At 59.5% G+C, this 26056-nt stretch carries 24 protein-coding genes and 2 pseudogenes; 12 read left to right on the top strand and 14 right to left on the bottom strand.

What is annotated here, in order from left to right; genetic code table 11:
* Window positions 1–39: 39 nt before the first annotated feature.
* The 4 genes from tnpC to BEI_RS19120 all read right to left on the bottom strand — a co-directional run bounded on the left by tnpC (window position 40) and on the right by BEI_RS19120 (window position 2596).
* Window positions 40–1590, bottom strand: coding sequence for an IS66 family transposase (gene tnpC, locus BEI_RS05150; protein ID WP_097788509.1), 1551 nt, complete (start codon window positions 1588–1590; stop codon window positions 40–42).
* Window positions 1591–1670: 80 nt separating this feature from the next.
* Window positions 1671–2006: an IS66 family insertion sequence element accessory protein TnpB gene (gene tnpB, locus BEI_RS05145; protein WP_097788508.1), complete on the bottom strand. Its 336-nt coding sequence runs from the start codon at window positions 2004–2006 to the stop codon at window positions 1671–1673.
* Window positions 2003–2371 carry an IS66-like element accessory protein TnpA gene (gene tnpA, locus BEI_RS05140; RefSeq protein ID WP_097788507.1) on the bottom strand — a complete coding sequence of 123 codons (369 nt, stop codon included), beginning with the start codon at window positions 2369–2371 and terminating at the stop codon, window positions 2003–2005. The genes tnpB and tnpA overlap by 4 nt, the downstream gene beginning before the upstream one ends.
* A gap of 81 nt (window positions 2372–2452) precedes the next feature.
* Window positions 2453–2596 carry a hypothetical protein gene (locus tag BEI_RS19120; protein ID WP_193765159.1) on the bottom strand — a complete coding sequence of 48 codons (144 nt, stop codon included), beginning with the start codon at window positions 2594–2596 and terminating at the stop codon, window positions 2453–2455.
* Window positions 2597–3086: 490 nt separating this feature from the next.
* Between BEI_RS19120 and BEI_RS18900 the strand changes: the two genes are divergently transcribed.
* Together BEI_RS18900 and BEI_RS05130 are read left to right on the top strand one after the other, a co-directional pair.
* Window positions 3087–3521 carry a phage integrase central domain-containing protein gene (locus BEI_RS18900; protein ID WP_153045762.1) on the top strand — a complete coding sequence of 145 codons (435 nt, stop codon included), beginning with the start codon at window positions 3087–3089 and terminating at the stop codon, window positions 3519–3521.
* 315 nt (window positions 3522–3836) lie between these two features.
* Window positions 3837–5090: an IS256 family transposase gene (locus BEI_RS05130; RefSeq protein WP_097788505.1), complete on the top strand. Its 1254-nt coding sequence runs from the start codon at window positions 3837–3839 to the stop codon at window positions 5088–5090.
* Between the two features lie 142 nt (window positions 5091–5232).
* Here the strand turns inward: BEI_RS05130 and BEI_RS05125 are convergent, their stop codons facing one another.
* Entirely contained in the window at window positions 5233–5649 is a 417-nt protein-coding gene (locus BEI_RS05125; protein ID WP_097788504.1) for a cupin domain-containing protein, read from the bottom strand.
* A gap of 290 nt (window positions 5650–5939) precedes the next feature.
* Here BEI_RS05125 and BEI_RS05120 point away from each other — a divergent pair, with 290 nt between their 5' ends.
* The 3 genes from BEI_RS05120 to BEI_RS05105 all read left to right on the top strand — a co-directional run bounded on the left by BEI_RS05120 (window position 5940) and on the right by BEI_RS05105 (window position 10041).
* The gene (locus tag BEI_RS05120; RefSeq protein ID WP_097788503.1) at window positions 5940–6506 is read left to right on the top strand and encodes a hypothetical protein; all 567 of its coding nucleotides are present in this window, start codon (window positions 5940–5942) and stop codon (window positions 6504–6506) included.
* 724 nt (window positions 6507–7230) lie between these two features.
* Entirely contained in the window at window positions 7231–7917 is a 687-nt protein-coding gene (locus tag BEI_RS18895) for a hypothetical protein (protein ID WP_153045761.1), read from the top strand.
* Between the two features lie 1251 nt (window positions 7918–9168).
* A complete protein-coding gene (locus tag BEI_RS05105) occupies window positions 9169–10041 on the top strand; it encodes an alpha/beta fold hydrolase (protein ID WP_097788500.1) in 873 nt (290 codons plus the stop codon).
* Between the two features lie 258 nt (window positions 10042–10299).
* Here the strand turns inward: BEI_RS05105 and BEI_RS18890 are convergent, their stop codons facing one another.
* The 6 genes and pseudogenes from BEI_RS18890 to BEI_RS05080 all read right to left on the bottom strand — a co-directional run bounded on the left by BEI_RS18890 (window position 10300) and on the right by BEI_RS05080 (window position 15441).
* Entirely contained in the window at window positions 10300–10674 is a 375-nt protein-coding gene (locus tag BEI_RS18890) for a hypothetical protein (RefSeq protein WP_153045760.1), read from the bottom strand.
* A 199-nt stretch (window positions 10675–10873) separates the two neighbouring features.
* Window positions 10874–11865, bottom strand: a pseudogene (locus tag BEI_RS05100) (IS30 family transposase).
* Window positions 11866–12063: 198 nt separating this feature from the next.
* Window positions 12064–12516 carry a GFA family protein gene (locus tag BEI_RS05095; protein ID WP_097791002.1) on the bottom strand — a complete coding sequence of 151 codons (453 nt, stop codon included), beginning with the start codon at window positions 12514–12516 and terminating at the stop codon, window positions 12064–12066.
* 587 nt (window positions 12517–13103) lie between these two features.
* The gene (locus BEI_RS05090; protein WP_097788499.1) at window positions 13104–13808 is read right to left on the bottom strand and encodes a DsbA family oxidoreductase; all 705 of its coding nucleotides are present in this window, start codon (window positions 13806–13808) and stop codon (window positions 13104–13106) included.
* A gap of 69 nt (window positions 13809–13877) precedes the next feature.
* Complete coding sequence (locus BEI_RS05085) at window positions 13878–14348, bottom strand: isochorismatase (RefSeq protein WP_097788498.1); 471 nt, start codon at window positions 14346–14348, stop codon at window positions 13878–13880.
* A gap of 190 nt (window positions 14349–14538) precedes the next feature.
* A complete protein-coding gene (locus tag BEI_RS05080; RefSeq protein ID WP_097788497.1) occupies window positions 14539–15441 on the bottom strand; it encodes a LysR family transcriptional regulator in 903 nt (300 codons plus the stop codon).
* Window positions 15442–15558: 117 nt separating this feature from the next.
* On the opposite strand from BEI_RS05080, the gene BEI_RS19115 reads away from it, so the two are divergent.
* The 3 genes from BEI_RS19115 to BEI_RS19465 all read left to right on the top strand — a co-directional run bounded on the left by BEI_RS19115 (window position 15559) and on the right by BEI_RS19465 (window position 17846).
* On the top strand, window positions 15559–15735 hold the full coding sequence (locus tag BEI_RS19115) for a hypothetical protein (protein WP_193765158.1): 177 nt from the start codon (window positions 15559–15561) through the stop codon (window positions 15733–15735).
* Window positions 15736–15918: 183 nt separating this feature from the next.
* Complete coding sequence (locus BEI_RS05075; RefSeq protein ID WP_097788496.1) at window positions 15919–16806, top strand: glutathione S-transferase C-terminal domain-containing protein; 888 nt, start codon at window positions 15919–15921, stop codon at window positions 16804–16806.
* 518 nt (window positions 16807–17324) lie between these two features.
* Window positions 17325–17846: a DUF2703 domain-containing protein gene (locus BEI_RS19465; RefSeq protein ID WP_097788495.1), complete on the top strand. Its 522-nt coding sequence runs from the start codon at window positions 17325–17327 to the stop codon at window positions 17844–17846.
* A gap of 97 nt (window positions 17847–17943) precedes the next feature.
* Here BEI_RS19465 and BEI_RS05065 read toward each other — a convergent pair.
* From BEI_RS05065 to BEI_RS05055, 3 genes and pseudogenes are all read right to left on the bottom strand, one after another.
* Window positions 17944–18271: pseudogene (locus BEI_RS05065) on the bottom strand (IS66 family transposase); the annotation flags it as partial.
* A gap of 188 nt (window positions 18272–18459) precedes the next feature.
* Entirely contained in the window at window positions 18460–19203 is a 744-nt protein-coding gene (gene fnr / locus BEI_RS05060) for a fumarate/nitrate reduction transcriptional regulator Fnr (RefSeq protein WP_227644581.1), read from the bottom strand.
* A 318-nt stretch (window positions 19204–19521) separates the two neighbouring features.
* On the bottom strand, window positions 19522–20283 hold the full coding sequence (locus tag BEI_RS05055; RefSeq protein ID WP_097788493.1) for a Crp/Fnr family transcriptional regulator: 762 nt from the start codon (window positions 20281–20283) through the stop codon (window positions 19522–19524).
* A gap of 330 nt (window positions 20284–20613) precedes the next feature.
* On the opposite strand from BEI_RS05055, the gene BEI_RS05050 reads away from it, so the two are divergent.
* The 4 genes from BEI_RS05050 (at window position 20614) to putA (ending at window position 26036) form a co-directional block, all read left to right on the top strand.
* Window positions 20614–21183 (top strand): hypothetical protein, encoded by a 570-nt coding sequence (locus BEI_RS05050; RefSeq protein WP_097788492.1) that lies wholly within the window; start codon window positions 20614–20616, stop codon window positions 21181–21183.
* A gap of 239 nt (window positions 21184–21422) precedes the next feature.
* Complete coding sequence (locus tag BEI_RS05045; protein WP_097788491.1) at window positions 21423–21794, top strand: hypothetical protein; 372 nt, start codon at window positions 21423–21425, stop codon at window positions 21792–21794.
* A 63-nt stretch (window positions 21795–21857) separates the two neighbouring features.
* The gene (locus tag BEI_RS05040; RefSeq protein ID WP_097788490.1) at window positions 21858–22658 is read left to right on the top strand and encodes an AraC family transcriptional regulator; all 801 of its coding nucleotides are present in this window, start codon (window positions 21858–21860) and stop codon (window positions 22656–22658) included.
* Between the two features lie 186 nt (window positions 22659–22844).
* A complete protein-coding gene (gene putA / locus BEI_RS05035) occupies window positions 22845–26036 on the top strand; it encodes a bifunctional proline dehydrogenase/L-glutamate gamma-semialdehyde dehydrogenase PutA (RefSeq protein ID WP_097788489.1) in 3192 nt (1063 codons plus the stop codon).
* Window positions 26037–26056: the final 20 nt, after the last annotated feature.

Here is a 26056-nt window from a genome sequence, read left to right as displayed (position 1 = left end):
GCACATCGTAAGCGAACGGGCAACACCGCTTGCCGGTAATCAGTCGGTGTGCTGCCAGTTGTGAGGCAGGAGTTCGCTGAGCTGGCTGGCCTTATGTGTCGGCAGCCGTTCCAGCACATCCTTCAGGTAGGCGTAGGGCTCATGGCCGTTCAGCTTGGCGCACTGGATCAGGCTCATGATGGTGGCGGCGCGCTGGCCGCTGCGCAGTGACCCGGCGAACAGCCAGTTGCTGCGGCCCAGCGTCCAGGGGCGAATCAGGTTCTCAACCCGGTTGTTGTCGATCGTCAGCCCGCCGTCGTCGAGGTAGCGTGTCAGCGCCACCCAACGCTTCAGGCTGTAGTCCAGCGCCTTGGCCGTCGCCGAGCCGTTCGGCACCTTCTCGCGGTGAGCCAGCATCCAGCGGTGCAGCGCGTCGGCGATGGGCCTCGCTCGTGTCTCTCGCAGTCGTTGGCGCTCTTCCGCGGTGAGCGTCTGTGCCTCGCGCTCCACCTGGTAGAGCTGGCCGATCAGCTCGATGGCCTGCTTGGCGATCTGGCTCTTGCCGGCCACATGCAGGTCGACGAACTTGCGACGCGCATGGGCCATGCAGCCGATCTCGGTGACGCCGTTGGCGAAGCTCTGCTTGTAGCCGCTGTAGTCGTCGCAGATCAGCTTGCCCCGCCAGTCGCCGAGGAAGTCACGGGCATGCTGCCCGCCGCGACTCTCGCTGAAGTCGTAGACCACCGCCTTCAACCCGGCGTAGGGCGTGGTGGCGTAGGCCCAGAGGTAGGCGCGGTGCGTCTTCTTCTTGCCCGGGGCCAGCATCGGCACCGGGGTCTCGTCGGCATGCAGCACCGGCTCGCTGAGCAGTAGGTCACGTAAGGCATCGATCAGCGGTTGGAGCCGCACGCCGCAGACGCCGACCCATTCGGCGAGGGTGGAGCGCGGAATCGCCACGCCAGCCCGGGCGAAGATCTGCTCCTGACGATAGAGCGGCAGGTGGTCGGCATACTTGGCGATCAGCACCTGGGCCAACAGGCCGGCGGTGGGAATGCCCTTGTCGATGATCTGCGCCGGCATCGGCGCCTGGGTCAGCGTCTCGCACTGGTCGCAGACCCACTTGCCACGGATATGGCGCTCGACGTGGAACACGCCCGGCGTGTAGTCGAGCTTCTCGCTGATTTCCTCGCCGATCCGCCGCAGCTGACAACCACACGCGCAGAGATCATTCTCCGGATCATGGTGAATCTCGGTGCGCGGGAGTTCGGGCGGCAAGGGGGCGCGCTTGGGCGCCTTCTTGGGCGTCGGTGTCGCGGAGGCGAGCTTCAGGTCCTCCAGCTCGGTCTCGATGGCGGCGATGTCGGCATCCACCACCTCGTCCAGCAGGCTGATCTGCAGGACGTTGAGCTGCTCGCTGCGCTTGCCGAAGGCATGGCGCTTGAGCAGCGCCAGTTCGTAGCTCAGCTTCTGATTGACTTGCTCGGTATGCCGCAGCGTTTTCTGACTCTGCGCCAGTGCCTGTTCCTGCTGCTCGACCTGCGACATCAGGGTTGCCGCCAGGTGACGGAGTTGATCGGGAGTGAGCTGGGACAGATCGGGCGGCGTTTTCATCCGCCAAGTATGCCAGCCCGCCGGCGACAGCGGGATTAGCGCATCCGCGAATAGCCGGGCCGCCAAGTCTGTGCCGCTCATCACACGACCGAGATCACCCCGTCGGCACCGAGACGCTGCCAGGGCAGGCCTTGCACCAGCGCCGTCACCTGCTCGGAACACAGCGCGACGCGATCGCCGTGCCAGTTACCGGCCCAGTGGAACTTGCCCTGGTTCAAACGCCGGGCGCACAGCCAGACGCCCAGGCCATCGTGAACCAGCACCTTCATGCGGTTGCCGCGACGGTTGGCAAAGAGATAGGCACAGTGCGGGCGAGCCGCGCCGAACACCTTCACCACCCGAGCCAGCGTCGTATCCGGGCCGGCGCGCATGTCCAGCGGCTCGGTGGCCAGCCAGATCTCGTCGATACGGATCATCCCAGCAGCCCTTTCATCCACTGCGCGCACTGGGCCGCCTCGGCGACCGGCCAACGCACGGTGATCGTGCCATGCGCCGAGGGCACCTCGATCCGGATTGCCGCGGCGGAAGTGGGAGGCGTAGGGGAATCAGCCGTTGCTGCCGGGGCCGGAAGTGGCACGAACTCCGGCACGGTCGGCAGTTGGCTCTGGCGTTTGGCCTTGCGAATCCAGGTCTGGACGAGGTTGGTGTTGAGCCCGTGCTGCAGGGCGATCTGGGCAATCGAGGCGTCGCCCTGTAGGCAGGCCGCGACGATCTTGGCCTTGAACGACGGGGTATAGCGACGGCGACGACGGACCTCGCGTTCGGTGCTTGGGGATGTCATGAATAGGTGCCCATCTATTGTTACGTGGGCACCTACTGTCACCGGCCAAGGCCCTTCGCAGAAGGTGTGTTCAGCGACCGGTTACAGCACATCACCCATCTCGATGGGTTCTCTTGCATGGGGGATGTAAACAGTGCTTTTCTGAACGGATGCTGCCACTGGTCCAAGTTGACGGCCATCTGTCTTTTCAATGATCACTTTGTCACCGTGCATGTCTTCGAGCATGTTGCCTCCTTGCTGGATGCTTGCCAGCTCAAGATAGCACGGTGACAAGCAGTACTGCTCTCCCCATCCCCTGACCTGAGGATTTGCTTGATGCTTTCAGCGAGGCGGCAAGAACGGCGCACAGCAAGCGGTAACGGTCCGAGGCAGCAATCCGTACTCTTCTGACAGAGCAATACATCGACCATACGTTGCTGGACTCCAGCGGCCCCCCTTACAATGGCCCCAGTGGATGCCTACGAGAATGGCTACAGTAGCGGCTACAGATGGCTACTCTAGATCACGTAACCAACTGATTTTACTACTAGTTGCGGAGAGAGGGGCGATTCCCTTCACCCGCTCCATCCCCTTGCTCGATCTCGTCCAGGCACGCCTCCTGCTTCCCCGCAAGCTCCCGATCCCCCGGCGTCTCCGGATCCAGTCTTGTCCACGCACCACCCGGCATCGCAGCGTATGGCGAGATTTCTGCCATACATGGAAGCCCCTCAAGGGCATGCGCTACTGGCTGGACAACGCCGCCCTGCCCGCCCTGGGCACCATGGCGGTGAACAAGATCCACCGCAGCGACTGCGCCAAGGTGCAGGTAGCCATCTTGGGCCGGGGCGCCTTCAACACCGTGGAGAAGTCCCGCACCTGGCTGAACCAGATCTTCGGCCACGCCATCGTCCCGGGCCACACCGAGAACAATCCGGCCAGCAACCTTACCGACATCGCCGTCCAGGCACCGAAGGAGGAGCGCTACCCTCATCTCCTCGAGCCGGAGCGCCCCCGAGTTCCTCCAGGCCCTGGGGGCATCCCCCAGCAAGACGATCGTCAAGGCGGCTTCCTGGATGGTGGTTCGCACCGCCTCGCGGCCGGGGCATGGTGCGCTGGGCCGAGTGGGATGAACTGGATGGCGATGTGTGACGGGTGCCGGCCGAGAAGATGAAGATGTGCCGGGAGCACGTGGTGCCGTTCCCCCGTCAGGTTCTGGAGACCATCGAGGCCCTACGGCCTGGCACACACGAAGAAGGGGTTGGAAAGGATCCACAACCAAGCGGAGTACCTGGGGCACCGCAAGGAGATGATGCAGTGGTATGCGACTACCTGGACGCCCTGGAGCGCGGCATCAATCACGAGGAGCAGGCGACATTCAAGGCGCGAGGAGCTATGGTGACTTCTGGTGTATGGGAGGAGGTAGGAAGGGTGGCGTATCCTGTTGATTGATCTCGCCAGATCACAATCAACACGGAATGGATACGCCATGACCGATTCTACCCTCCGAGCTCTTTCACAACCAGAACCCCAGGCCACTGACCCGCTGCACGAGCTGCTGCGCCAAGGTGCCCGTGACCTGATCGCCAAGGCCATCGAGGCCGAGTTGACCACCTTCCTGGCGCAGTATGCCGATCAGCGGCTCGACGATGGGCGCCAGGCTGTGGTCCGCAACGGCTACCTACCTGAGCGCACGGTCCAGACCGGGGTCGGGGATGTCAGCGTGCAGGTGCCCAAGGTGCGTGACCGCAGCGGGGGTGGCGCTCGCTTCAACAGCAGCCTGCTGCCGCCCTACCTGAAGCGAGCCCGCAGCATCGGGGAGCTGATCCCCTGGCTCTACCTGAAGGGGATTTCCACCGGCGACTACCAGGAGGCCCTGGCGGCGCTGCTGGGCGACCAGGCCAAGGGGCTGTCGGCCAACACGGTGTCACGACTCAAGAAGCAGTGGGAAGACGAGCATACCAAGTGGCGGAAGCGAGACCTGGCCGACCGGCGCTACGTCTACTGGTGGGCCGACGGTGTGCACAGCAACGTCCGCATGGATGACCGCCTGTGCCTGTTGGTCATCATCGGTGTCACCGAGCATGGTCGTAAGGAGCTGGTGGCCGTCGAGGACGGCTTCCGCGAGTCGGCGGCCAGTTGGGAGACCCTGCTGACGGGCCTGCGAGAACGTGGCCTGACCACGACCCCAAAACTGGCGGTGGGCGACGGTGCCATGGGGTTCTGGGCGGCGCTGAGCAAGATTTACCCGGAAACTGACCATCAGCGCTGCTGGGTCCACAAGACAGCTAACGTGCTGAACAAGCTGCCAAAGTCGGTACAACCCAAGGTCAAGGCCGACCTCCATGACATCTGGATGGCCGAGACCCGCGACCAGGCGCACCAGGCCTTCGATCGCACCCTGAAACGCTTCGAGGCCAAGTACCCCAAGGCCATGGCATGCCTGGCCAAGGATCGGGACGAGCTGCTGGCGTTCTACGACTACCCGGCAGAGCACTGGGTGCACATCCGCACCACCAACCCGATCGAATCGACCTTCGCCACGGTCAGGCTACGGAGCAAGCGGAGCCGGAACTGCGGCTCCCGGGCGACGACCCTGGCGATGGTTTTCAAGCTGCTTCAGAGCGCTCAGAAGCGCTGGAGGCGCATCAAGCACTTCCAGAAGCTGGAGCTGGTCGTCAGCAACGTCAAGTTCCAGGATGGAGAGCAGGTAACCGATCAATCAGACAGGAATGCGGCCTGATCGCCATCCACCAGAATTGACAATAACTGAGGCGCGAGTGCCTCGCAGTTCATAGTCAAGGGCTTCGCCAGGAAAGAGGGGGCAGATCAACTTCTGAGGGATGATAGGGACAAGTGTGATCTGCCCCTACTAGGGGAAACACCTAGTCTTGCGCATCCTCCTCGAGGAATGCCTCTTCCTTGGGGCTGATCTGGAATACCACCGCTCGGGCAGGTTGGTCCGTCGTGTTCATTGCCCGCATCCGGGCATCCAGGGGTTCGGAAACCGCTTCTCCTGCCTTGATCGTCTTGCTTTCACCTTCCACCTCAAGCACCACCTCGCCTTCAGCGACGTACACATAGACTGGGCTGGGATGGGAGTGCCATGCCGCTGCCGTATGTGGATCCATCGTGACTCTGATCACCCGTACCTCCTGAGCTCCCGCTGGTAGCTCAACTTCCTGTGCTAACACCTGTTCCAATTCCGAGGCGGGCGTATCGATTTCAGTCAGATCTTTCGCCAGGCTCATGGATGAGGCTGTGGCGAGAGCAGCAACAGCGGCCAACGTCATGAGTTTCATCGCTTTTCCCCCAATGGATGGTGTACAACTTCACCCTGCTGCCACGCCTGAAACATGCGGGCGCCCCGCAATCTCACTATAGCCAAACGGAAGTAAGCGACCATGCTGGGGAGGGGTGGCTACCGGCAAGACCAGATGCCCGATGTCACTGGAGGCCAGACGCAGGTAGGCCCCTACCGGGGCGCCTGCCGGAGAAGCCACCTTACCCACGCCTCTTCACCCGCCAGGGGCGCTTTCGTTTTCTGTGCCGGCGCGCTAGCTTGGTATCCCTACCGCAAGGACGCGACGCTATGGAAACGCTGCTCTTCCTGCTTCACCAGTGCCAAGCACGAATGACAGCCGTCGGACTTGACGCTGGGGACGTGTTAACCGCATTGGCCACTCTGCTGGGAGCTGCTGGCGGTGCCTATATTGGTGCACGAGGTGCCTATAAGGGCACCGTAAAGGCCAACAACCACGCCCTCCAACGCAGCAAACTGGAGGAGGCGTACTCCGCACTGGATGAGGTCATAACCACTCGAACTGAGCAGATGGCCACTGTGCGGGATATACTCAAGCACCTCGACGCCACAGAGGTGCGTCGGTATGCGCAGCAGCAGCTAAGCATCCATGATCATCTCCCGGCTGCGAACCGGCTCGCAACGTTGGTCAAGTTCTACCTTCCCGAGGCCGATCAGCAGGTGTCTGAGCTAACGGGCATCCAGTTCTTGTTCGATCGGTTCGTGCGGAATCTCGACGATGAGCAGGGGAAGGAAGACCAGGCACGCGATTCTGCCAACAGCAAGCTCAACGAGTTTCAGAAGCGATCGAGCGGCTTGAAAGCCGAGATCCAACAGGCCCACGCCAGGCTAGGCTGATTAAGTCCTCCCTTTGCTCCTCCACCTCGCCGGGGTGTTCTCGCTTCTGGAGGTCCTGATGCGCCGATGGCTTGCAGGCATGCTCTGCTGATTCAGCGGCCGCCCTGGGGCGAGCTAAGCTCTGACCCGGTTATCATCAGGCTCCCTGGAGCCTCAGTCAGCTCGAGCTCACACATGGAACTCCTGCCCTCGGGATTGACGTTGCGAATCAGTATGATGCATGGGTCCCAGGCTCACAAATCGGGATGTGTCTCACGCCTCCGGTGCCAGCCGTTGAGAGATCCAGCGCACCTCCTGCTATCTTCAGCCCGTGGATGACGGCGGCCCTGGCGCTGCCAAGAACTTGTGACATGGACAGGAGACTTGCCGTATGGAGATTGGAGACAGGGTCACGGTGTCCCGCGAGATGATCGCTCTGCACGAGGACGATCTCGCCATCGGAAACACATGCGACTTCCTTGATATGCGAGAGCGAGTATCAACGGAGAACGGGGTTTCACAAGTCGCCAGGTATCGCATTCGTATTGACCATATCGGGCCGGAGAAATGCGAGTGCACAGTCATAGAGAGACTGAGATAGGAAGCCCCACGCCGATAATGGCCCACACCACCGACATACCTCTCCTCTGCTGGGCGAGTATGGTTAAAATTTTTCCTGAATCAAGACCGAAAGGGATATTCGATGGCACAGTTACGATCTCTTGCCAAGCGGCAACATTATCACATGGCAAGCATCATTAGATCTTTCTCCCACAACAATGATGAAGTAGTTGTCATAGATAAAGAGACAGGAACAGAAACCCTGACTTCGATAAATGATGACAGATTCACTGGGTGGAAGGCTTGGTCAAACCACATAGAAGAGATATTGGGCCGCGATGACATTGAAAGGAAGATGCAAGGCCAGGTTCGACAGGTAGAAAACCATGGGAACGTATCAAGCCATATAGATATTTCAAGATACGACCTATTCTGGAAGCTCCGCCACCATCACTCTCTAAACCCAAGCGCACCGGAAACAATGCTTGAGGGAATAGATTGGGGAAAGCTGCCCAAGGACATCGTCCACTGGTGCAATCAAAATGGAAAAGTCCCTATTAACGGTGATGGAACTGTCGACGGAATATTCTCTTCCTCAATGAAGATAGAGAAAGAGCTTGAAGAAAATTGGCATCAATATAAATATGCCAAATGGGACGTAATTCACTGTCCCTCAGGTGGATTCATATCCGCCGATTGCTATGACTCAAGAGCAATAATTCCAATAAGCGATACGACAGCCCTCGCGGCAGTTCCTAAACACAAGGCAACAAAAGGCACTGTGGAAGTTAAAGAGGACACTGTGGCTGCATTCAACTCATTAGCCTTAGAGCAGTGCAAGAACTTCTGCTTCAAGTTAAAAAATTCTTAGCCAACACCATACGCCGATGATGGCCGCATATGGACGGGCATCCAGCGCCAGCAGCCGGGAACCCGCGCCGCTGTCGGGCTGATCAATTACCTGCTACCACCGCCCTACCCCACCGGATGGCATGGAATGGCGTCCGGTTTGCCCCATTGATGCCCCACGGGCGCCAGGCCCTTCCTCTCACACCTGCTGTCAGCGATCACCTACACCAGCGCCCTGCCCCGCCACCTACCCTGAGCAGATCAGCTGGGAGGATCAATCCATGGACGAGATCACGATGATGCCGGACCCATCTGGGCGCTGGTTGATGATGTGCTCCTGTGGGGCGACTGAAATACGGGCCGACTCCGGTCCCGCCTGGCGAGACTTCGATCTCCACCAGGAGGGGCCCAATCTGTACCGGGTAACCTGCAAGGCCTGCGGGAAGGTCACCGCGCATCACATGCGCGAGGGCTCCCGAGGCACTGCTGCCACCGCGACCGCATGACGTAGCCCGCTGCCGCGCTTGCATCCCCCGCCCCGCCCTGCCGACACTGGATACCCATCCAGCAATCACAGGAAAAGCCGCCATGGATCAGCACACCCCCACCAGCTACGAGCAGCTCGGCCGCCGGGTACAGCAGCAGTTGGAGGCGGCGACGTACCCGGCAGCAGTACCAGGTGACCCTGACCCAGCAGCCCGATAACGAGCTGCGGTACCACATCACCCAGTGGCGGAAGCGGTTGTAACGACGAGGATGGATGAGCCTGCGGCGGGCGCGGCCGCCGCGGCGGCGGGTCGTCGAGTATCACGTGATCTGGCGGGGCCGGCTGGTCAGCGGGCGCGTTCGGCTGGATGACCTGGACCAGCAAGCGCCGGTCAGCCAAGTGGTGCGGCGGATGCCGCGGTAGAAGGCAGCCATCCGTGTCCTTTCACGCTCCAACACTCGTCAACCAGTGACGCTTGGGTTCGCTGCCATCCAGGGCGCATGACAGCGAGAGCATGCTGAGCCGCGTCACTCCCTCAGCGTAGTACCATATTTCTCATACCGTGGCGCGCATTCGACCAATGGCCTACGGCCGAGCGAATACCAACCAGATCGCCGGATTCGTTCTGCTGCATCGGCTCGCTTGAAATATGTCTAGATGGACACAATGTAAGCAGCATCGTTCCGAACTGTCAGAGTCCTCATGGGTTGCGAGCAGTTCGATTAGTCACATTTATTTTACTTTTCAATCAAAAGTCCTTCAGATAGGGATAGAAAGGCCTACTTCATGAAAGGTGACAGCACTAAGAAAATTCAGCTACATGATGGCCGACACTTGGCTTACATTGAGAGGGGCAATCCGGATGGAGTCCCAGTACTATTTTTTCATGGAACACCTGGTTCGCGACATTTTCGCCATCCTGATGGCTCTATCGCTACTAGAAAAGACGTAAGAGTGATTCACCCTGACCGGCCCGCAATCGGTCTCTCGGACCCAAAGCCGGGGCGAACATTGCTTGATTGGGCAGAGGATACAGGTGAACTCTTGGATGCTCTCCAGATAGACAAGTGCACCATCGCTGGCATCTCAGGAGGGGGCCCCTACGCATTGGCCTGTGCATGGGCAATGCCTGATCGCGTTTCTCGTATAGCAGTGATCAGCGGAATGGCGCCTCTCGAAATGCCAGGTGCGACCGAGGGCATGAGCACAGTGAACCGCACCGGATTGTGGATAGCTCGTCATGCTTCATGGTTACTACCCTTGGCCATTTCTCCTATGGCTCAAGGGGCTAGAAAGGAACCTAGGAAGGTTCTGGATAAGGCAGCAACTAGCTATTCGGCGCCCGACAAGAAATTGATGGAGAGACCCGAGATCCGTGGAATGTATGCCGAGGACATAGCTGAAAGTTACCGGCAAGGCGCACGCGGACATGCCAGGGATCTCCGCGCGGTTGCAAAGCCGTGGGGCTTCAACCTTGGAGAGATCCGTATACCCGTAACGCTTTGGCAAGGGGAGCTGGACCGAAACATCACCACAGCAATGGCCATGCACATGAAGGAAAAAATACCCGACGCGAAACTTAACCTGATCAAAGATCAGGGCCACCTTCTCTTGTTTGAATACTGGGAAGACATCTTGTCCGAACTCATTGACGGGTGATGAGGAGGGATAGGGACACCATTCAATACGTAGTTGGCCCGCCGGGTGGCGGGCCTGGTGGGATGGAATGGCGGGGCCGGTCGTAGACCGCTTGAGCGATGCCCTTTCCCCGGAATGGTGCCTCGGCGAGCACCTCGACGCCGGCCTGCCTCCCTGGCGACGGGCCCCTCCCGGGGCACACACGAATGCCTGACGTCACACCCCCTACCCTAGCCCGCATAGCGGCAGGGGTGTGTAGGCGGTCACGGATGCGGGGCGTCAGATGTTGGGGTCGGCGTACTCGTTGCCGTCGATGTGGGCGATCTGCTGGCCGCTGGAGTCATACAGATAGCCGTTGGTCTTGGTCGAGTCGATGCTTTTCCAGCCGCCGTTCGCCGCCGGCGCGAGGTAGATGCTTTCACCCTGGCCGTCGCACAGCTCGATCTCGCTCATCGGCTTGGAGTAGGTGCCGTCGTTCTCGGGGTCGTATTTGCTGCCGACGATCTTGCCGCCTTTGATCGCGAGATTTACGCAGCCGTCCTCGGGCCATTCGTCGACAAGAATCTCTGCTTCCGTGGGATTGCAGTAGTCCTGATCGCTGTCCGTGCCCGAACACTCAAATTGGGTGGCATCCGTCCACTGCCCCCTTCCCAATATTTCCCGTTACAGTATTTCCCTGTCTCGCTTTCCGATTCCGTGATACCTATACAAGCATCGTAGGAGATGCCATTTAATACGCCATCCGTGTGCATGCCGGCATCGGCAGCAGCGGCATCTGTGGTAGCCCCCTTCCCTGTAGTACCAGTGAACGAATTGGAGACCTTCCAGAAGTATCCCTCTTTGTATCCTGAATTCAAGCAATGAGCGCAGCACCTGCGGTATCCAGGGCTCCTGAGTATTCCCCCAGAAACACCTGAGCCGGTGTCCGATAGCCGAGCCGTTTTCGGGGCGGTCATTCAGCTTCATAACCACTTTGCGCAGCTTGGTATCGGTGACCTGCCGAAAATCCGTTCCCTTGGGGAAGTACTGCCGTATCAGGCCATTCGTGTTCTCGTTGGTCCCACGCTGCCCGGAGCAGTAGGGATCACAGAAGTACGTCGCCGCCGTCACCGCCTTGGCCACGGCTTCGTGGCCGGCGAATACCGAGCCATTGTCCAGAGTGATGGTTTGGACAGCTCCCCGACGAGGCTTCAACAGGCGGATTATGGCCGCTTGTGTCAGTTCTGCCGAGATCTTGGGCAGCCGTGCCGCCAGCAGATAGCCGCTGCGACGCTCGACCAGCGTGACCAGGCCCGATTGCTTGTGCCCCTGGATCACGGTGTCGCCCTCCCAGTGGCCGATGAAACGCCGGTCATCGAGCTCAGCCGGGCGGTGCTCGATCCCTACCCGGTTGGGGATCTTGCCCAGCCCAGCGCTCTTGGCCTGGACGCGGTGCTTGCTGCGACGTTTGGGCTGACGGAGATGCCGCCAGTGATCACCACCCCGTGCCTTGTCATCCCAGATCAAGGAGTAGATCCATTGATGACTGACGCCTACCCCGGCCAATGGCGCTATGAAGCCGCTGATTTGCTGTGGGCTCCACTCCTCACGCAGCCGGCCGATAACGGCGGCAATCAAGCTCGGCAGACGTTTTGTCCACTTCCAGGCTGTGCGGCGCCGATGATCACTGAGGGCCTGGGCCTGTTCGGGATCATAGCCATCTGAGGTGGCGTTGCGGCGCAGCTCACGACTGATCGTGCTACTGTGGAGGCCCAACTCCCTGCCGATCTGCCGCTGGCTCATGCCCAAGTCATAGCGGGCGTGGATCTGGTATCGTTGGATCTGGGTCAGCTGTCGGTATCCCATGCTCTGCATCACTTTGGTCGGTGAGCCGAGAAGGGCACCGGCGCTGGCCCTCCTGCCTCCACCGTGCTGTCCAAAGTGCTGCGGTTATTCTATGAATCCAGGACTATAAATTGCTATCGATACCTAGGATATCATTAATTCGATACCTTAAAGCCAGCAGCTATCTCAAGGGAGCTCACCAATATAATAATTCGATCATCAGGATGTATTTTTCCTCTGCAGTAGATTATAAAGAGACCCCAAGTTACTAGGCGCTTCATCTAATCGAACACATCGCCCTGACTCTTTCTCCCATTTAGCCGAAGAAGCGAGAAAAAGATGGACAGAAACTTTTGAATCCAACTCTTCACCTAGCAAGCCAGCCGGCACCCAAATCATGCCAGCCTCTACAATCTTATTTGGAACGGGGCTTCCACATCGTGAACAAAAACTGCTTTGAAATCCTGTCTCCTTACTAAATGACGCAATCAACTCTAATCCAGACACCCAACGAAAATTACTTTCATGCACCAAAGTAGCGGCATTGGCAGAAGACCCCGTTGCTTTCCGACACAGCCGGCAATGACATTGATAAATATTCGGAATCTTGCCAATGACTTCAAACACCACCCCACCGCAAAGGCACTCACCTTTAACACTCGCCCGTTCCACTTCCACCCCCTAGAATAAGTATTCCATCAGTTTCGACAAACCTGCCAAAACACAAGATAATCCAATAAGTTAAGCCAAACATTTTCTCTGATAACCATGCCCATCTTACATTGCCAACACATGGCTTAATGAAATTATGAACAGAGTTGCGATAAAATTCGAGAACAACTGACCACAAAACCATACACATCAATGGCCACCCAACACCATGACCATTGCAGCCTTATAAATAGCTACATAACAGCCATCTACCATTTATCTCAAAACAGAACAAAGTTCTAGAAAAAAACAAACACGACTTATCCTTTTAGCAATAACCCCCACCTCCTCAGAAAAATATTTTTACCTCTAACTAAAATCGCATTACATGCTCTCCCCACAACAAGCTATAACATTTATCGATTTTAAATATACAAATTAGCATTATCCATGAAAATCGAGAACCAGAAGATTCAACGACCACATTAGCACTCTGCATCTACTAACAAAAAAGGCGCGTAATGCGTCAAAAACTCCACTACATAACATCCTGGCGCTTAAATCAAGTCATAAAGTCAATCTAACGATGCTCCGGACCGTAGGTCGAGCTATTCCGTTCTTGCACCACCGCACTCAAGCTGACGTTGTAGGCACTCGCGAAGTTCCTGGAGATCTGGGACACCCTCAATTCTCACCGTACCGACCTGAATCGTCGGTACTGATCGAATATCATGTTGACGCGCCACATCAAGCATCGCTTGGTGTAGCTCGAAAAAGCGGCCTGATTCCAGGTTACGTCTAAATTCCATCCTATCTAACCCGGATTGATAAGCCACCTTTTCCAGTACATCTAATTTTCCGATGTCCTCACCAACAACGAAAAAAGCGTTAAGCACACCGCGTATATATGCATCGGCTTTTCCTAGGGATTTCGCGTACTGCATTCCTTCAAACGCCAGTCGGGTATAAGGCTGTGGTGAGATTTTTGGAAGCTGGATCGGAACACCTAGCTGCTTAGCCATAGGATAAACCGAACTAGCCCAGACTGTTTGCAAGTACTTACCTTCTGGCCGCAGCGTTGGCTCTGGATATGGACGTAATTCAAACGGCATCCACTCGATCTTAACGTCTAGACTCTTAGCAGCCTCATAGATTGATGCTTCAGACAGCAAGCAATAAGGGCAAACAAAGTCAAGCCAAACTCTTAATCTCACTTTACCGCAGAAATCTTGCCCGTCGATAAAAGCGTTCCCATCTAGAGTTTCGCAATGAGAAAACGCAGCATCACATGATTGTTTTTGCAGAGTGTCCACTCGTTAGCTCCTTAACTAGCATACTGGCTATTAACATCTAGCCTTGGGCATACTCGTCATAGCGACAAATTAGGCAATCGTATCAATCACCGTTTTGAGATAGGCATCAACATCTGGCTCTGGATACCCTTGCAGCACATGCTTTATCCATGCCTCTCGCTCAAAGCACAAAACACTTAGTTCCCAAGCACAGGCAATAAGCCCTGACGGCGTAAGGTAACGAAACTCGTCTTGCCGCTTAGACGAAGTGGCATAGACATGATGGTGAAGCTCATTTTCATCCGCCCACCAGTCTACAAAAAAGAAGCTACTAGTTTTGCTCTGATGAACGCCAACAAAGCCGACACCATAGTGGTTTGTCTGATGAGCCGATTCATGTAGCCGTTTCTTTGCTAGCTTCCATGCTGATTCAATCAAGCTCTCTTCTAACTGCTGACCCTCATAGGCAATGCCGTAAGCCTTCATTTTCCAATCGTCAATCTCCCAGAGACCAATAGGACGAATAAGCCTCGGGCGGTAGGGTTCGGCTAATCGGATCACGTTACTTACCTCTTTATAATCAATTCCCCTACGGAGAAATCAGTGCATACACCTTCCTAACCTGAGAAAAACCATATCATGGTCTACTCACCACATTGGTGTCCCATTGGGAAAATAACCATTTCCAAAACTCGAATAATCAATTGCACACAGCACAAACTATTCAATCGATTAAGCGGGCAATGATCTATTAATCACAGACTCTATCCCACCGAGGAGGACTGCCAACCCAATCATTCAGATAATCGACAAACAACCTGACCTTAGCCGAGAGTTGCCGCCCGGGTGGGTACACTGCAAATAGGTGATGCCCCTCAGGTTCGAGGTCAGGCAGTAAGCGTAACAACCGCCCAGCACGAAGATCTTCCCCGACCATGAACGTCGGGATAAGCGCAATGCCATGACCAGCTAGTAAAGCCTCCCTCAAGACGAGACTGTTGTCGGCATACATGCGCCCATCCACGGATATCTCCTCACCGCCAAGATTCCAGCGCCGAGGAGAGGCCGAGAGCTTATAGATCAGGCAATCATGTTGCTGCAACTCCTTGACCGAGTGCGGCTCTCCCGCGCGAGCCAGATAGGATGGTGCCGCGCAAAGCACACGTCTAACTGGTGCCAGGCGACGCGCGATCTGACTCGAATCCTCAAGATGCGTGCGAATGCGCAGGGCCACATCCACCCCCTCCTCGATCAAATCCACTACCCGGTCGCTGAAACTCACATCGATTTGGATATCCGGGTAACGCTCCATGAAGCTCGGGAGAGCATGTGCGATTTGCAGAAGCCCGAAAGACATGGGTGCATTAACGCGGAGGAGACCGCGTGGCTCAGTGTACAACCCACTAATGGCACACTCCGTCTCTTCCAACTCGTCGAGCAAGTAGCGAATTCGCTCCAGATAGACAGCACCGACATCGGTGAGAGTCATGCGGCGTGTGGTGCGGTGGATAAGCTTCACCCCAAGCGCTTGCTCGAGGTGGGCAACGTGCTTGCTAACCGATGCTGGGGCAAGATCCAGGTCCCTCGCTGCAACAGCAAAGCCTCCCAGCTCAGCCACCCGGCGAAAGATTCGCATGGCTTGTAACTTGTCCATGGATGCACCTGAATGATGATTGTTTCCACAATGGAAATAATATAATTCCACTCCCCTCAGTTATCAACACCCAATGTTCTTCTACAATTCATATCACAGCATTGAGGAGGATCAGCCATGGAGATCAAGAGCCTTATAAACACTTTATTCTTCGGCCGGGAGACTCGAATCCCTGAGAACACACCTGGTTATCTACTGCGGGACATGGGACTGTATGAAACAACAAATCTTCGCGACAACGAAATCGAGGCTGCTCGCTGGCGCGATAAATATGCCCTCTACTGTTTTCGCTGAGGTCCTTCTTCGTGTATCTGGAAAGAGGTTTTTCTCAGCCAAGAAGACGACATGATCACACTACAGCCTTGTTTCTCAAGTGTGAGTTTTTGGGAACGCCTCGCATATTATTTTTTTCCGGAATGGCACTTACGTTCGTGGGGCTTCTTCACACACCGAGCATCGAGCAGGAGGAGCTAAACCATGGGCATGCTAAAGAACGGCAGTTGGAGGGTAGATTACCAGCGGCCACATGGCATCCACAGCGACGAAGGGTTTCGGGGCTGCATCCGGGTAGACAGCACCCATGGACGACATCCCGAGCTAGATCGCTACCACCTCTACATCTCTTATGCCTGCCCTTGGGCACACCGAACGCTCATTGCGCGAGCACTTCGCGGGCTAGAGAATGCGATCAGTATCACCGTCGTAGACCCGATCCTCACCAAGCAGGGTTGGCAAATTCCAGAAGGTAATGATCCAGTACTGGGTGCACGCTATCTGCACCAGGTATATACTGCTGCTGCCCCCCAATACACAGGCCGCGTAACGGTCCCAGTACTCTGGGATAAGAAGCACAATGAAATTGTCAGCACGGAGTCGGCGGACATCATGTGGATGCTCGCCACTCAGTTCGAGCGTTTCGCCCAGCGGAAGGCAGATCTCTATCCCCAGTCGTTGTGCCGCCAAATCGACTACTGGAGTCGATTTATAAACTCACACGTAAATTCGGCAGTATATCGAGTAGGTTTCGCTCATGACTATGAAACCCATCATCGCGAGAAAGTTTCATTCTTTCAGGCCCTCGAGAGACTGGACCGACTGCTTGACCACAAGTCGTACCTTGCTTCAAGTAGCCCAACTGCCGCAGACTGGCGCCTGTTCTGCACGCTGGTACGCCTCGATATAGCCTATGCCCCCTACCTCGGCTGTAACCTCGCGCGTCTTGCAGACTTTCCTAATCTGAGCGCGCACACCAATCGCTTGATGCAGTTCCGGGGCGTGGCGGAGACGATCAGCAAGGAGCATATCCAGCGACACTTTGAAGCCAGAGCAAAAGAACTGAACCTAGGTTGGAGGCAAGCCGGGTAGCACCTCAAAGGAAGATACATAGCTGATTATTCTATATCCACTATCATCATCGCAATGAAGGTCATATGCCCTTGCGACCTGCTTGCTTTCCCATGGACCATCTACCTCAGCACAATGTCATAATGAGGCCTCCAATGTTATCAGGGATAGCTTAACATGACTGGATAAAACAATCACCTTTAGGCTTATAATAAAAAAGGGTAACGAGATTTAACGATCCCGCAACAACAGCACATCGGTAGGCGATAATTAATAAAACCTATAGAGAAACCGATTCACATCAACACTTAGCATAATGTTTTTGAAACACACCATTGATCAAAAATTTCGCTAAAGACAGGAGATAAAGCCTTGGCAAGGAAAGGGGGGGGGGGGGGGGGGGGAGTTCTTACTACGACATCCCTACACAAAGCTTAGATGAAGATAGGCAGACGCTCCATCACTAGCCCTTAACCAAAACTTAAGGGCGAATACACTTAGTGCAATACTCTATAAAAAAAGACATCATATCTATTCAAATGAAGGTGAAAAATATGTGCAGCAATAAAACGCAAACCATCGAACTGGAATATCTCTATATTGACAATCAGACTTGTGCGCGCTGCCAAAGCTCTGAGGAGTCTTTCGATGAGGCGATTTCTATCATACGTCCTGTCCTGGAAGCCACCGGTCGACGTCTGTCCATCCGGCGCCAGCATGTAGATAGCCTTGAACTCGCGGAATCAGTTAACCTTCAGAGCTCGCCGAGCATTCATATAAACGGCAGAGACATACAGCCAGAGTTAGCTGAGTCGCATTGTACCGAATGCTCTAATCTCGCTAGTGGAGCGGATGTTGACTGCCGTGTGTGGAAGTATCAGGGAAAGAAGAGCACCACGGTCCCCGTGGGCCTAATAATTGAAGAAATACTGAAGACAATCTACAGCGGAGAAATGCCAGAATCTCACTCTGCCAACTCCTCTGTCCCTAGTAACATCCGCCGTTTCTTCGAGGGCTATAAGAATGGCGGAAACAAATGTGACAGTAGTTGCAGTTGCTAGGCGTAAGCTCCCGGATGATACGGCTGAGCTCGAGGAGCACTCCTCTTCCTAAAACTGAGAAGATTCTCCAGCACTACATCCGGGAGCTTTGACATAGTCAGTCAGTGTGATGCCAGTTGTGAGGCCGGAGCTCGCTGATCTGTCTGGACTTGCATATCGGCAGCCGTTCCAGTACGTCCTTTAGGTATGCGCAGGGCTCATGGCCGTTCAGCTTGGCGCACTGGATCAGGCTCATGACGTTGGCGGCTCGCTGCCCACTGCGGAGTGATCCGTCGAACAGCCAGTTGGACCGACCCAACGCCAAGGGGGCGGATGATGTTCTCGACCAGATTGTTGTCGATCGGAAGCGCGCCGTCGTCCAGGTAGCACGATAGCGACGTCTAACGCTTCAGGCTGTAGCCCAACGCTTCCGCCGTCGCCGAGCCGTTCGACACCTTCTCGCGATGAGCCAGCATCCTGCGGTGAAGCGCATCAGCGAGGGGCCTTGCCTGAGTATCGCATAGCCGTTGGCACTCTGCTGCGGTGAGGGACTGGGCTTCACGCACCACCCGACATCGCAGCGCATGCCGTGCATGGGACCTTGCCCACCACCCCACCCGGCCCTTGCCGGCGATCAGCAGGCGTCGTCTTCCTCCCTCAGCCGGATGAGTGCGTCCGGGGCCAGGAGATGGATCTCGCGTCCGGACACCGCGACCAGGCCCTGCTGCTGGAAGCGGCTCAGCACCCGGCTGACGGTCTCCACCGCCAGGCCGAGGTAGTTGCCGATGTCCGCCAGGGTCATGGAGAGCCGGAAGCTGTAGGGGGAATAGCCGTGACGCCGGAAGCGATCGGATAACCTGGTGAAGAAGATCGCGAGACGCTGCTCGGCGGTCTTGTGGGACAGCAGGCGCAGCATCCGAAGGTCCTCACGCATCTCCTTGCTCATGCTGCGATAGAGCTGCGTGCGCAGCACCGGCAATCGCTCGGACAGGGCATCGAGCCGGTCGAGGGGGATCTCGCAGACGGTGGTGGTCTGCAGGGCGATCACCGTGCCGGGGTAGGCGTTTTCGTCGATGCCGTCGAGGCCCACCAGTTCGCTGGGCAGGTAGAAGTGGGTCAACTGGCCGTCGACGCCGCCTTCGGTGGTGACCTGCTTGAGACTCCCGGTGCGCACCACATAGACGCCGGTAAAGGTAGCCCCCTGGCGGAACAGCGCCTCGCCCTTCGCCAGGGGCGCCCGGCGGCGAACGATCGTGTCGAATCGCTCCAGATCCTCGAGGCCCAGGGAGAGTGGCAGGCACAAGGAACGATGGCAGCAGGTCTGACAATGGGTCTCCGGGGAGGGGGAGCATCGATGATGGATCATGGAAAATGGCATTCCGCCCGCTCCGGTGGGGACGCCGGTCACCGGTTCGGGGTATCTGGGGTTACGGCTTCGGACCCGATGATGGCTTCCTCGCCAAGCTTGCCGCTCCCGTTGCCAGAAGCCTCACTCAGGGCCTCGACATCCGGGTCCTGCCTCGTCCTGGCCGAATGCAACGCGTCTGGCGTCGGCGGGATCCCAGGTCCTTCCCTTGTCGGACCAAGCTAACCCCCACGAAAAAGAAGCATTGATAACCTTTGTTAAGAATCCTGACTTCTTTGGTCGCAGACCGGCAGCCGTCGCGCCCGGCGACCCTCGAGGGGTAGAACCGGATTACGGAGCGGCATCCCTCAGTTCCGCCAGCCTTGCCCTGAGGCCATCGATCCGGTCGCTGAGGTAGTCGTCCTCGAAGTCCGCCTCGTCGTACAGGCGCCGGATGTCGGGAATGCTCACGTGGCCGCGATGCTTCTTGAGGACCCCATCCCGTTCCAGGGCCATCAGGGTGCGACTGATGTGCACCGAGGACTGGCCCAGGATCTGCCCCAGCAGCTGCTGGGAGACGGGGAAGGGCATCTGGTCGGGGGAGACGACCTGGATCTTGCGCAGGCGCAGATAGGTCTCGAGGACGAAGTGGCACACCTGGACCCGGGCCGGGCGGCGCAGGGTGACCAGCATGCGTTCGGTGAGCAGCGCCTCCTGACGGGCGATGGCGGCGAACAACGCGATCGCCAGTGAGGGCGAGGCCAGCACGAGGTCGACGACCTCCTGATGGGGGAAGCCGCTGATGGTGCCGGGCGTGATCATCCTGGCCTCGCTGGCGTGATGGTGGAAGGTGAATTCCCGCAGGCCGATGATGTCGCCGGGCAACAGCAGCTCGATGATCTGGCGCTCGCCCTCGACGGTATCGCGGAAGGTGCACACCCAACCGCTCTGAAGGATGAACAGGGTCTCGACCCGGTCCTCGGGGGCCCACAGCGTCAGGCCCTTCACGGCGCTGATCGGACGGCGTTCGAGTCGCTCCAGCAAGCGACGCTCGTCGTCTTCGAGGTCGAAGAAGCGCGACATCGCCGCCTGGAGACTGTTGACGCTGCTCATGCCTCCCCCTGTCGAAGCCGACGCCGGGGCGAAGGCCGATATGGGAGAGACCGATCCCCTCCCTACTCCTTAACCCTAGAGGTCAACGTCCCGCCCCTCCACTGGCGGGCATCGCCATGCCGCCTCAGTGTGTCGCTGGTGGACGCCGATGTCTCGTGCGACATGGCAGGCCGTCCGGGGCCGGGTATGAGTTATCTCATCCCCGAGCATGGAATCGAAGGCACGAGGCCCCTCCCGCACTCGACCTTGATCGGCGTCATGGTTTCGCAAGCCGCGCCTTCCTACCCTTGCCTCCCAGAACAACAATACGGCACCCATGGAGGCTGCACGATGGCACGACCCGATCATCCCCTCATGACCACCCCCCTGCTGCCCCAGGAACTGCTGACCCTGGCCCTGGACCACGAACGCCAGGAGATGCACCGCTATCGCCGGCTGGCCTTCCTGTTCCTGACCTTCGGGCGCGGGATCAGCCCCTTGATGGCCGTCCTCGGTGTCGAGAGCGAGAAGCGGCTGGCCGAACTGCACCGCGTCGCATGCGATCTCGATCCGGCACCATCGACCGGCGAGCCGCCTGTCGCCACCTCGCCGGCGCCAGGCGAGATGCTCCACCCGATCCATCACCGAGGCCAGGCGGTGGCCATGCTGAAGCGGGCCGAGGCCCAGGCCGAACATGCGCTTCGCGTGACGGAGCACCTCCAGCGACGCAATGTCATCCCCGCCCTGGCATCGCTGCTGCCCGGCCAGCTGGCGCAGAAGCAGGCGGAGCGTCATATCCTCCAGGAACTGATCGCGGCCTATGATGGTGAATTCGCGAGGGACGGTCAGCTGGCCTCACGGCCCTGGCCGAGGGGCTGGCTGTCGGGCGCCAGGCGGCTGCATCGCCTGCCCGCCGATTGACGGCCGATTCCGATCGTGGTGATACCGGTCACGCCCGCCTCGTGCCCTGTGCACGGCTCAGGAGGCCTTGGCCAGTCCCCGTCAGACGCCGTACAATCGTTCCTAGCTCCCTCGAGGGAACGACGACCGACACCTCGTTCGGGTCCCGTTGCCTCGCCGGGATCGACGCGCCAGGCAGGAGGTCCCTTCTGCCCCCATTCCTTGTCTCGCCGCGGTGAGCCCGTCGTCACGCCCCGTCCATGGCCCTTTACCTGATCGTCTTCCTCGTCTGTCTGCTGGTCATCGGAAGCATGGTCGTGCTGCTGATGCTCTCCCGCACGCCGCGCTATCGCACCGAGCCGGAGCACCTCCTCGCCCTGTTCGACCAGGCTCTGGAAAGCCGGGTCGACGAGACCAAGTGGAACGCCATCGTCGGCTACCCGATCCGCCACGACGACTACCTGGAAGGGGTACGCCGCCGAGCCCAGCGCCTGATGGACGAGCATGGCCGCCATGGCCGGGTCGCCCGCGGCAAGCCCCTGCTGGATGACGAGGGCCGGGCCGAGCTGTCGGCGCTGCGAGACCACCTCGCCGCCCGCACCGAGATCCGGCGCCGCCAGCCCGTTGAGTGAGTGTTGAGGCGCGATACGGTACACTGGAGCGTCCTGACCTGATCGCCATGCCGGAGGCCTTCGATGAGCAGCGCCATCCGCCAGATCCCGCTCGACACCACCATTCGCCACCACGCCCACGACTTCCATCAGATCGTGATCGGGCTGCATGGCCAGGCGGAATTCGAGATCGAGGGGCTCGGCGGCTCCATCGGGGAGCTCTCCGGCTGCATCGTGCCGGCCAACCACCTGCATTACTACGCCGGCAGCGGCGAGAACCGTCAGCTGATCCTCGACCTGCCCCGCGACGCCATCGCCCTGACCGGCCATCATCACGAGCTGGCGCGCCTTTTCGACGCCCCACGCTTCTTCAACCTGGATGATCCGCTGGAGCGCTACCTGGACTTCGTGCTCCACGAGCTGCGACTGCTCGGCCGACAGGGCGCCTTGCCCGCCATCCAGCAGGAGCGCCTGGCCCTTCCGCTGCTCGGTTCGTTGCATGCCCGCCTGGCCGGCGACGCCCCGACCGGGGGACGACGACTGGACCTGGCGGCGCTGGATCGCTTCATCGATCGTCACCTGGGCAGCCGGCTGCGGGTCGCCGACCTGGCCGCGGAGGCCTGCCTGAGCGAGGCCCACTTCACCGAGCGGTTCCGCGCCCAGACCGGCGTATCGCCCTGGCAGTACGTGCTGCGCCGCCGACTGGACGCCGCACGGCGACTGCTCAGGGAAAGCCACCTGCCGCTGTCCGAGATCGCCGCCCTCACCGGCTTCACCAACCAGAGCGCCCTGTCCAGAGCCTTCCGTCGCGCCTTCGGCCACCCTCCCAGCCAGCTGCGCCGCCCCTCTCCTCAGCGGCTCGGCAACCAGGCCGCCTCGCCTTAGACTTAAGTCGCAAAAAGCGGTCACGAAACTTCAACATCCGCGAAATCGACAAATCTCGCCGGGGATTCGACAAGCACGACCCGCGAAGCCGCCCTACCCTCACACCATGCCCTGGGTCCGCCGTGGCACCTTTCTCGGCGGCCGGGACTCTACCCTGTGACGACGGGCTTCTTTCGGGGGACCGACATGCTCAATGCCAACAAGATGCTGGATGACGCCACCTGGCGTCAGGATCTCGACACCCTGTTCGCTCGCATCAGCGAGCACTATGTGGTCGACGAGAACGATTTCGTCGAGGAGCTGATCCAGGCGCTGGGCGCCGGTCGCGAGGACTTCGCGCGCATCGCCGACAAGACCGCCCAGCTGGTCCGCGAGATCCGCGAGATGGACACCGCGGTGGACACCATCGACGAGCTGCTCCAGCAATATAGCCTCGACACCCATGAGGGCCTGATGCTGATGTGCCTCGCCGAGGCCATGCTGCGGATCCCCGACAAGGCCACCGCCGACGCCCTGATCGAGGACAAGCTCGGCCCCGCCGACTGGAAGGCCCACCTGGGCCAGAGCGAGTCCTGGATGGTCAATGCCTCCACCTGGGGCCTGCTGATGACCGGCCGGGTCGTGACCCTGGACAAGCCCCGCGAAGGCAAGCCCTCGGGCTTTATCAACAAGATGGTCAACCGCATGGGCGAACCGGTGATCCGGCGCGCCATGTACGAGGCCATGAAGATCATGGGCAAGCAGTTCGTGCTCGGCCGGGACATCGACGAGGCCCTCAAGCGCTCCAAGCCGCTGTTCGACAAGGGCTACACCTACTCCTACGACATGCTCGGCGAGGCCGCCCGCACCCGGCGCGATGCCAAGCGCTACTTCGACGATTACGCCCGGGCCATCGAACGCGTCGGCAAGACCAGTCGCTCGCTGTCCGCCAGGACCCCGACGCCCTCGATCTCCATCAAGCTCTCGGCGCTGCACCCGCGCTACGAGTTCGGCCGACGCGAGCAGGTGCTGCGCGAGCTGGTCGGCAGCGTGCGCGAGCTGGCCGCCATGGCCCGGGAACGCGACGTGGCGGTGACCATCGACGCCGAGGAAGTCGACCGCCTGGAGCTGTCCCTGGAGGTCTTCCGCGCCGTCTACGAGAGCGAGACCTGCCGCGGCTGGGGCAAGTTCGGCCTGGTGGTCCAGGCCTACGCCAAGCGCGCCCTGCCGGTGCTGCACTACCTCAACCGCCTGGCCGATGAACAGGGCGACGAGATCCCGCTGCGCCTGGTGAAGGGCGCCTACTGGGACACCGAGATCAAGGAGTCCCAGCAGCTCGGCGTGGACGGCTACCCGGTGTTCACCCGCAAGGCCTCCACCGACGTGGCCTACCTGGTGTGCGCGCGCTTCCTGCTCTCCGACGCCACCCGCGGTCGGATCTTCCCGCAGTTCGCCACCCACAACGCCCACACCATCAGCACCATCCTCGAGCAGGCCAACCAGGCCGACCGGGCGTTCGAGTTCCAGCGCCTGCACGGCATGGGCGAGGCGCTCTATGACGCGGCCCTGAAACGTGCGCCCCAGGGCACCTACTGTCGCATCTATGCCCCGGTGGGCGCCCACAAGGACCTGCTGCCCTACCTGGTTCGCCGCCTGCTCGAGAACGGCGCCAACTCGTCGTTCGTCCACCAGCTGGTCGACCCCAAGGTGCCGGTGGAGTCGCTGTGCGTGCACCCGGTGGAGACGCTGCGCCAGTACGAGACCCTGGCCAACAACCGTATTCCCCTGCCCAGGGACATCTATGGGCCCAAACGTCGGAACTCACAGGGAGTCAACTTGAACATCCGCAGCCAGTACCAGCCCCTGATGGACGAGATGGGTCGCTTCATGGAGACCCGCTACGAGGCCCGGCCCCTGCTGGCCTTCGAGGTGGCCGAGGACCCGAGCCAGACCCATGAGGTGACCTCGCCCTACGACCGCCGCCGGACCGTCGGCACCATCCAGTGGACCACCCAGGAGCAGGCCCAGAAGGCCCTGGACGCGGCCTGGGCGGCCTTCCCCCGCTGGGACGCCACGCCGGTCGCCGAGCGGGCCGCCATCCTGCGTCGCTTCGCCGACCTGATGGAGACCCACCTGGGCGAGCTGATGGCGCTGTGCTCCCGGGAAGGCGGCAAGCTGCTCACCGACGGGGTCGACGAGATCCGCGAGGCGGTGGACTTCTGCCGCTACTACGCCATGCGCGCCGAGGAGCTCTTCGCCGAGCCGACCCGCCTGCCGGGGCCCACCGGCGAGTCCAACGACCTGATGCTGGGCGGCAAGGGCGTGTTCGCGGCGATCAGCCCCTGGAACTTCCCGGTGGCGATCTTCTGCGGCCAGATGGTCGCCACCGCGGTGGCCGGCAACACCGTGCTCGCCAAGCCCGCCGAGCAGACCTCGCTCGTCGCCCATCGCGTCGTCGAGCTGCTGTACGAGGCCGGCATGCCGCGTGACGTGGTCCAGCTGCTGCCCGGCGACGGCCCCACCGTGGGCAGCGTGCTGACCAGCGATCCGCGCATCACCGGCGTGGTCTTCACCGGCGGCACCGATACCGCCCAGGTCATCAACCGCGCCCTGGCCAGCCGCGAGAACGCCCCGCTGCCGACCCTGGTGGCCGAGACCGGCGGCATGAACGCCATGATCGTCGACTCCACCGCCCTGCCCGAGCAGGTGGTGGCCGACGTCATCCAGTCCGCCTTCCAGAGCGCCGGCCAGCGCTGCTCGGCGCTGCGGGTCCTCTACCTGCAGGACGACGTGGCCGACCGGGTCATCGAGATCCTCGAGGGTGCCATGGCCGAGCTGCACGTCGGCGATCCCAGCGACCTGGGCACCGACGTGGGCCCGGTGATCGACGAGGACGCCCGCAAGGGCCTGCAGGCGCACATCGACCGGCTCAAGGGGGAGGGGCGGCTGCTCGCCGAGACCCGCCTCGATCCGGCGCATACCGCCAACGGCACCTTCGTCGCGCCCACGGCCTTCCAGATCGACGGTATCGAGGCCCTGGAGCGGGAGCAGTTCGGGCCGGTGCTGCACATCGTGCGCTACCAGGCCAGCGAGATCGACCGGGTGATCGAGTCGATCAACGGCCGCGGCTACGGCCTGACCTTCGGCGTGCACAGTCGCAACGAGTCCTTCGCCGATGAAATAGCGCAGAAAATCCGCGTTGGTAACGTCTACGTCAACCGCAATATCATCGGAGCCGTCGTGGGGGTCCAGCCGTTCGGCGGCCAGGGCCTCTCCGGTACAGGCCCCAAGGCGGGTGGCCCCAACTACCTGCTGCGATTCGCCACGGAAAAGACGGTGACCGTCAACACCGCCGCACTGGGCGGGAACGCGTCACTGCTCGCGCTGGGAGACGAGTGATCCGTGCTCGTCATCAACGA

Origin of the sequence: Halomonas beimenensis (assembly GCF_002549795.1) — a bacterium.
Classification (GTDB): domain Bacteria; phylum Pseudomonadota; class Gammaproteobacteria; order Pseudomonadales; family Halomonadaceae; genus Halomonas; species Halomonas beimenensis.
Note: the sequence above shows the minus strand (reverse complement) of the source record. Positions and strands in the feature narration are given on the sequence as shown.

Bases quoted from the DNA above. Each gene is read 5' to 3' on its own strand.
- BEI_RS19465 (WP_097788495.1), top strand. From the start codon at position 17,325: ATGAAGGTGAAAAATATGTGCAGCAATAAAACGCAAACCATCGAACTG.
- BEI_RS05105 (WP_097788500.1), top strand. From the start codon at position 9,169: ATGAAAGGTGACAGCACTAAGAAAATTCAGCTACATGATGGCCGACAC.
- BEI_RS05120 (WP_097788503.1), top strand. From the start codon at position 5,940: ATGGAAACGCTGCTCTTCCTGCTTCACCAGTGCCAAGCACGAATGACA.
- BEI_RS05080 (WP_097788497.1), bottom strand. From the start codon at position 15,441: ATGGACAAGTTACAAGCCATGCGAATCTTTCGCCGGGTGGCTGAGCTG.
- BEI_RS19120 (WP_193765159.1), bottom strand. From the start codon at position 2,596: ATGCTCGAAGACATGCACGGTGACAAAGTGATCATTGAAAAGACAGAT.
- BEI_RS05125 (WP_097788504.1), bottom strand. From the start codon at position 5,649: ATGAAACTCATGACGTTGGCCGCTGTTGCTGCTCTCGCCACAGCCTCA.
- BEI_RS18895 (WP_153045761.1), top strand. From the start codon at position 7,231: ATGGCAAGCATCATTAGATCTTTCTCCCACAACAATGATGAAGTAGTT.
- fnr (WP_227644581.1), bottom strand. From the start codon at position 19,203: ATGCCATTTTCCATGATCCATCATCGATGCTCCCCCTCCCCGGAGACC.
- BEI_RS05045 (WP_097788491.1), top strand. From the start codon at position 21,423: ATGGCCCTTTACCTGATCGTCTTCCTCGTCTGTCTGCTGGTCATCGGA.
- BEI_RS05130 (WP_097788505.1), top strand. From the start codon at position 3,837: ATGACCGATTCTACCCTCCGAGCTCTTTCACAACCAGAACCCCAGGCC.
- BEI_RS19115 (WP_193765158.1), top strand. From the start codon at position 15,559: ATGGAGATCAAGAGCCTTATAAACACTTTATTCTTCGGCCGGGAGACT.
- BEI_RS05075 (WP_097788496.1), top strand. From the start codon at position 15,919: ATGGGCATGCTAAAGAACGGCAGTTGGAGGGTAGATTACCAGCGGCCA.
- BEI_RS05040 (WP_097788490.1), top strand. From the start codon at position 21,858: ATGAGCAGCGCCATCCGCCAGATCCCGCTCGACACCACCATTCGCCAC.
- BEI_RS05055 (WP_097788493.1), bottom strand. From the start codon at position 20,283: ATGAGCAGCGTCAACAGTCTCCAGGCGGCGATGTCGCGCTTCTTCGAC.
- BEI_RS05050 (WP_097788492.1), top strand. From the start codon at position 20,614: ATGGCACGACCCGATCATCCCCTCATGACCACCCCCCTGCTGCCCCAG.
- putA (WP_097788489.1), top strand. From the start codon at position 22,845: ATGCTCAATGCCAACAAGATGCTGGATGACGCCACCTGGCGTCAGGAT.
- tnpA (WP_097788507.1), bottom strand. From the start codon at position 2,371: ATGACATCCCCAAGCACCGAACGCGAGGTCCGTCGTCGCCGTCGCTAT.
- tnpC (WP_097788509.1), bottom strand. From the start codon at position 1,590: ATGAAAACGCCGCCCGATCTGTCCCAGCTCACTCCCGATCAACTCCGT.
- BEI_RS18900 (WP_153045762.1), top strand. From the start codon at position 3,087: ATGCGCTACTGGCTGGACAACGCCGCCCTGCCCGCCCTGGGCACCATG.
- tnpB (WP_097788508.1), bottom strand. From the start codon at position 2,006: ATGATCCGTATCGACGAGATCTGGCTGGCCACCGAGCCGCTGGACATG.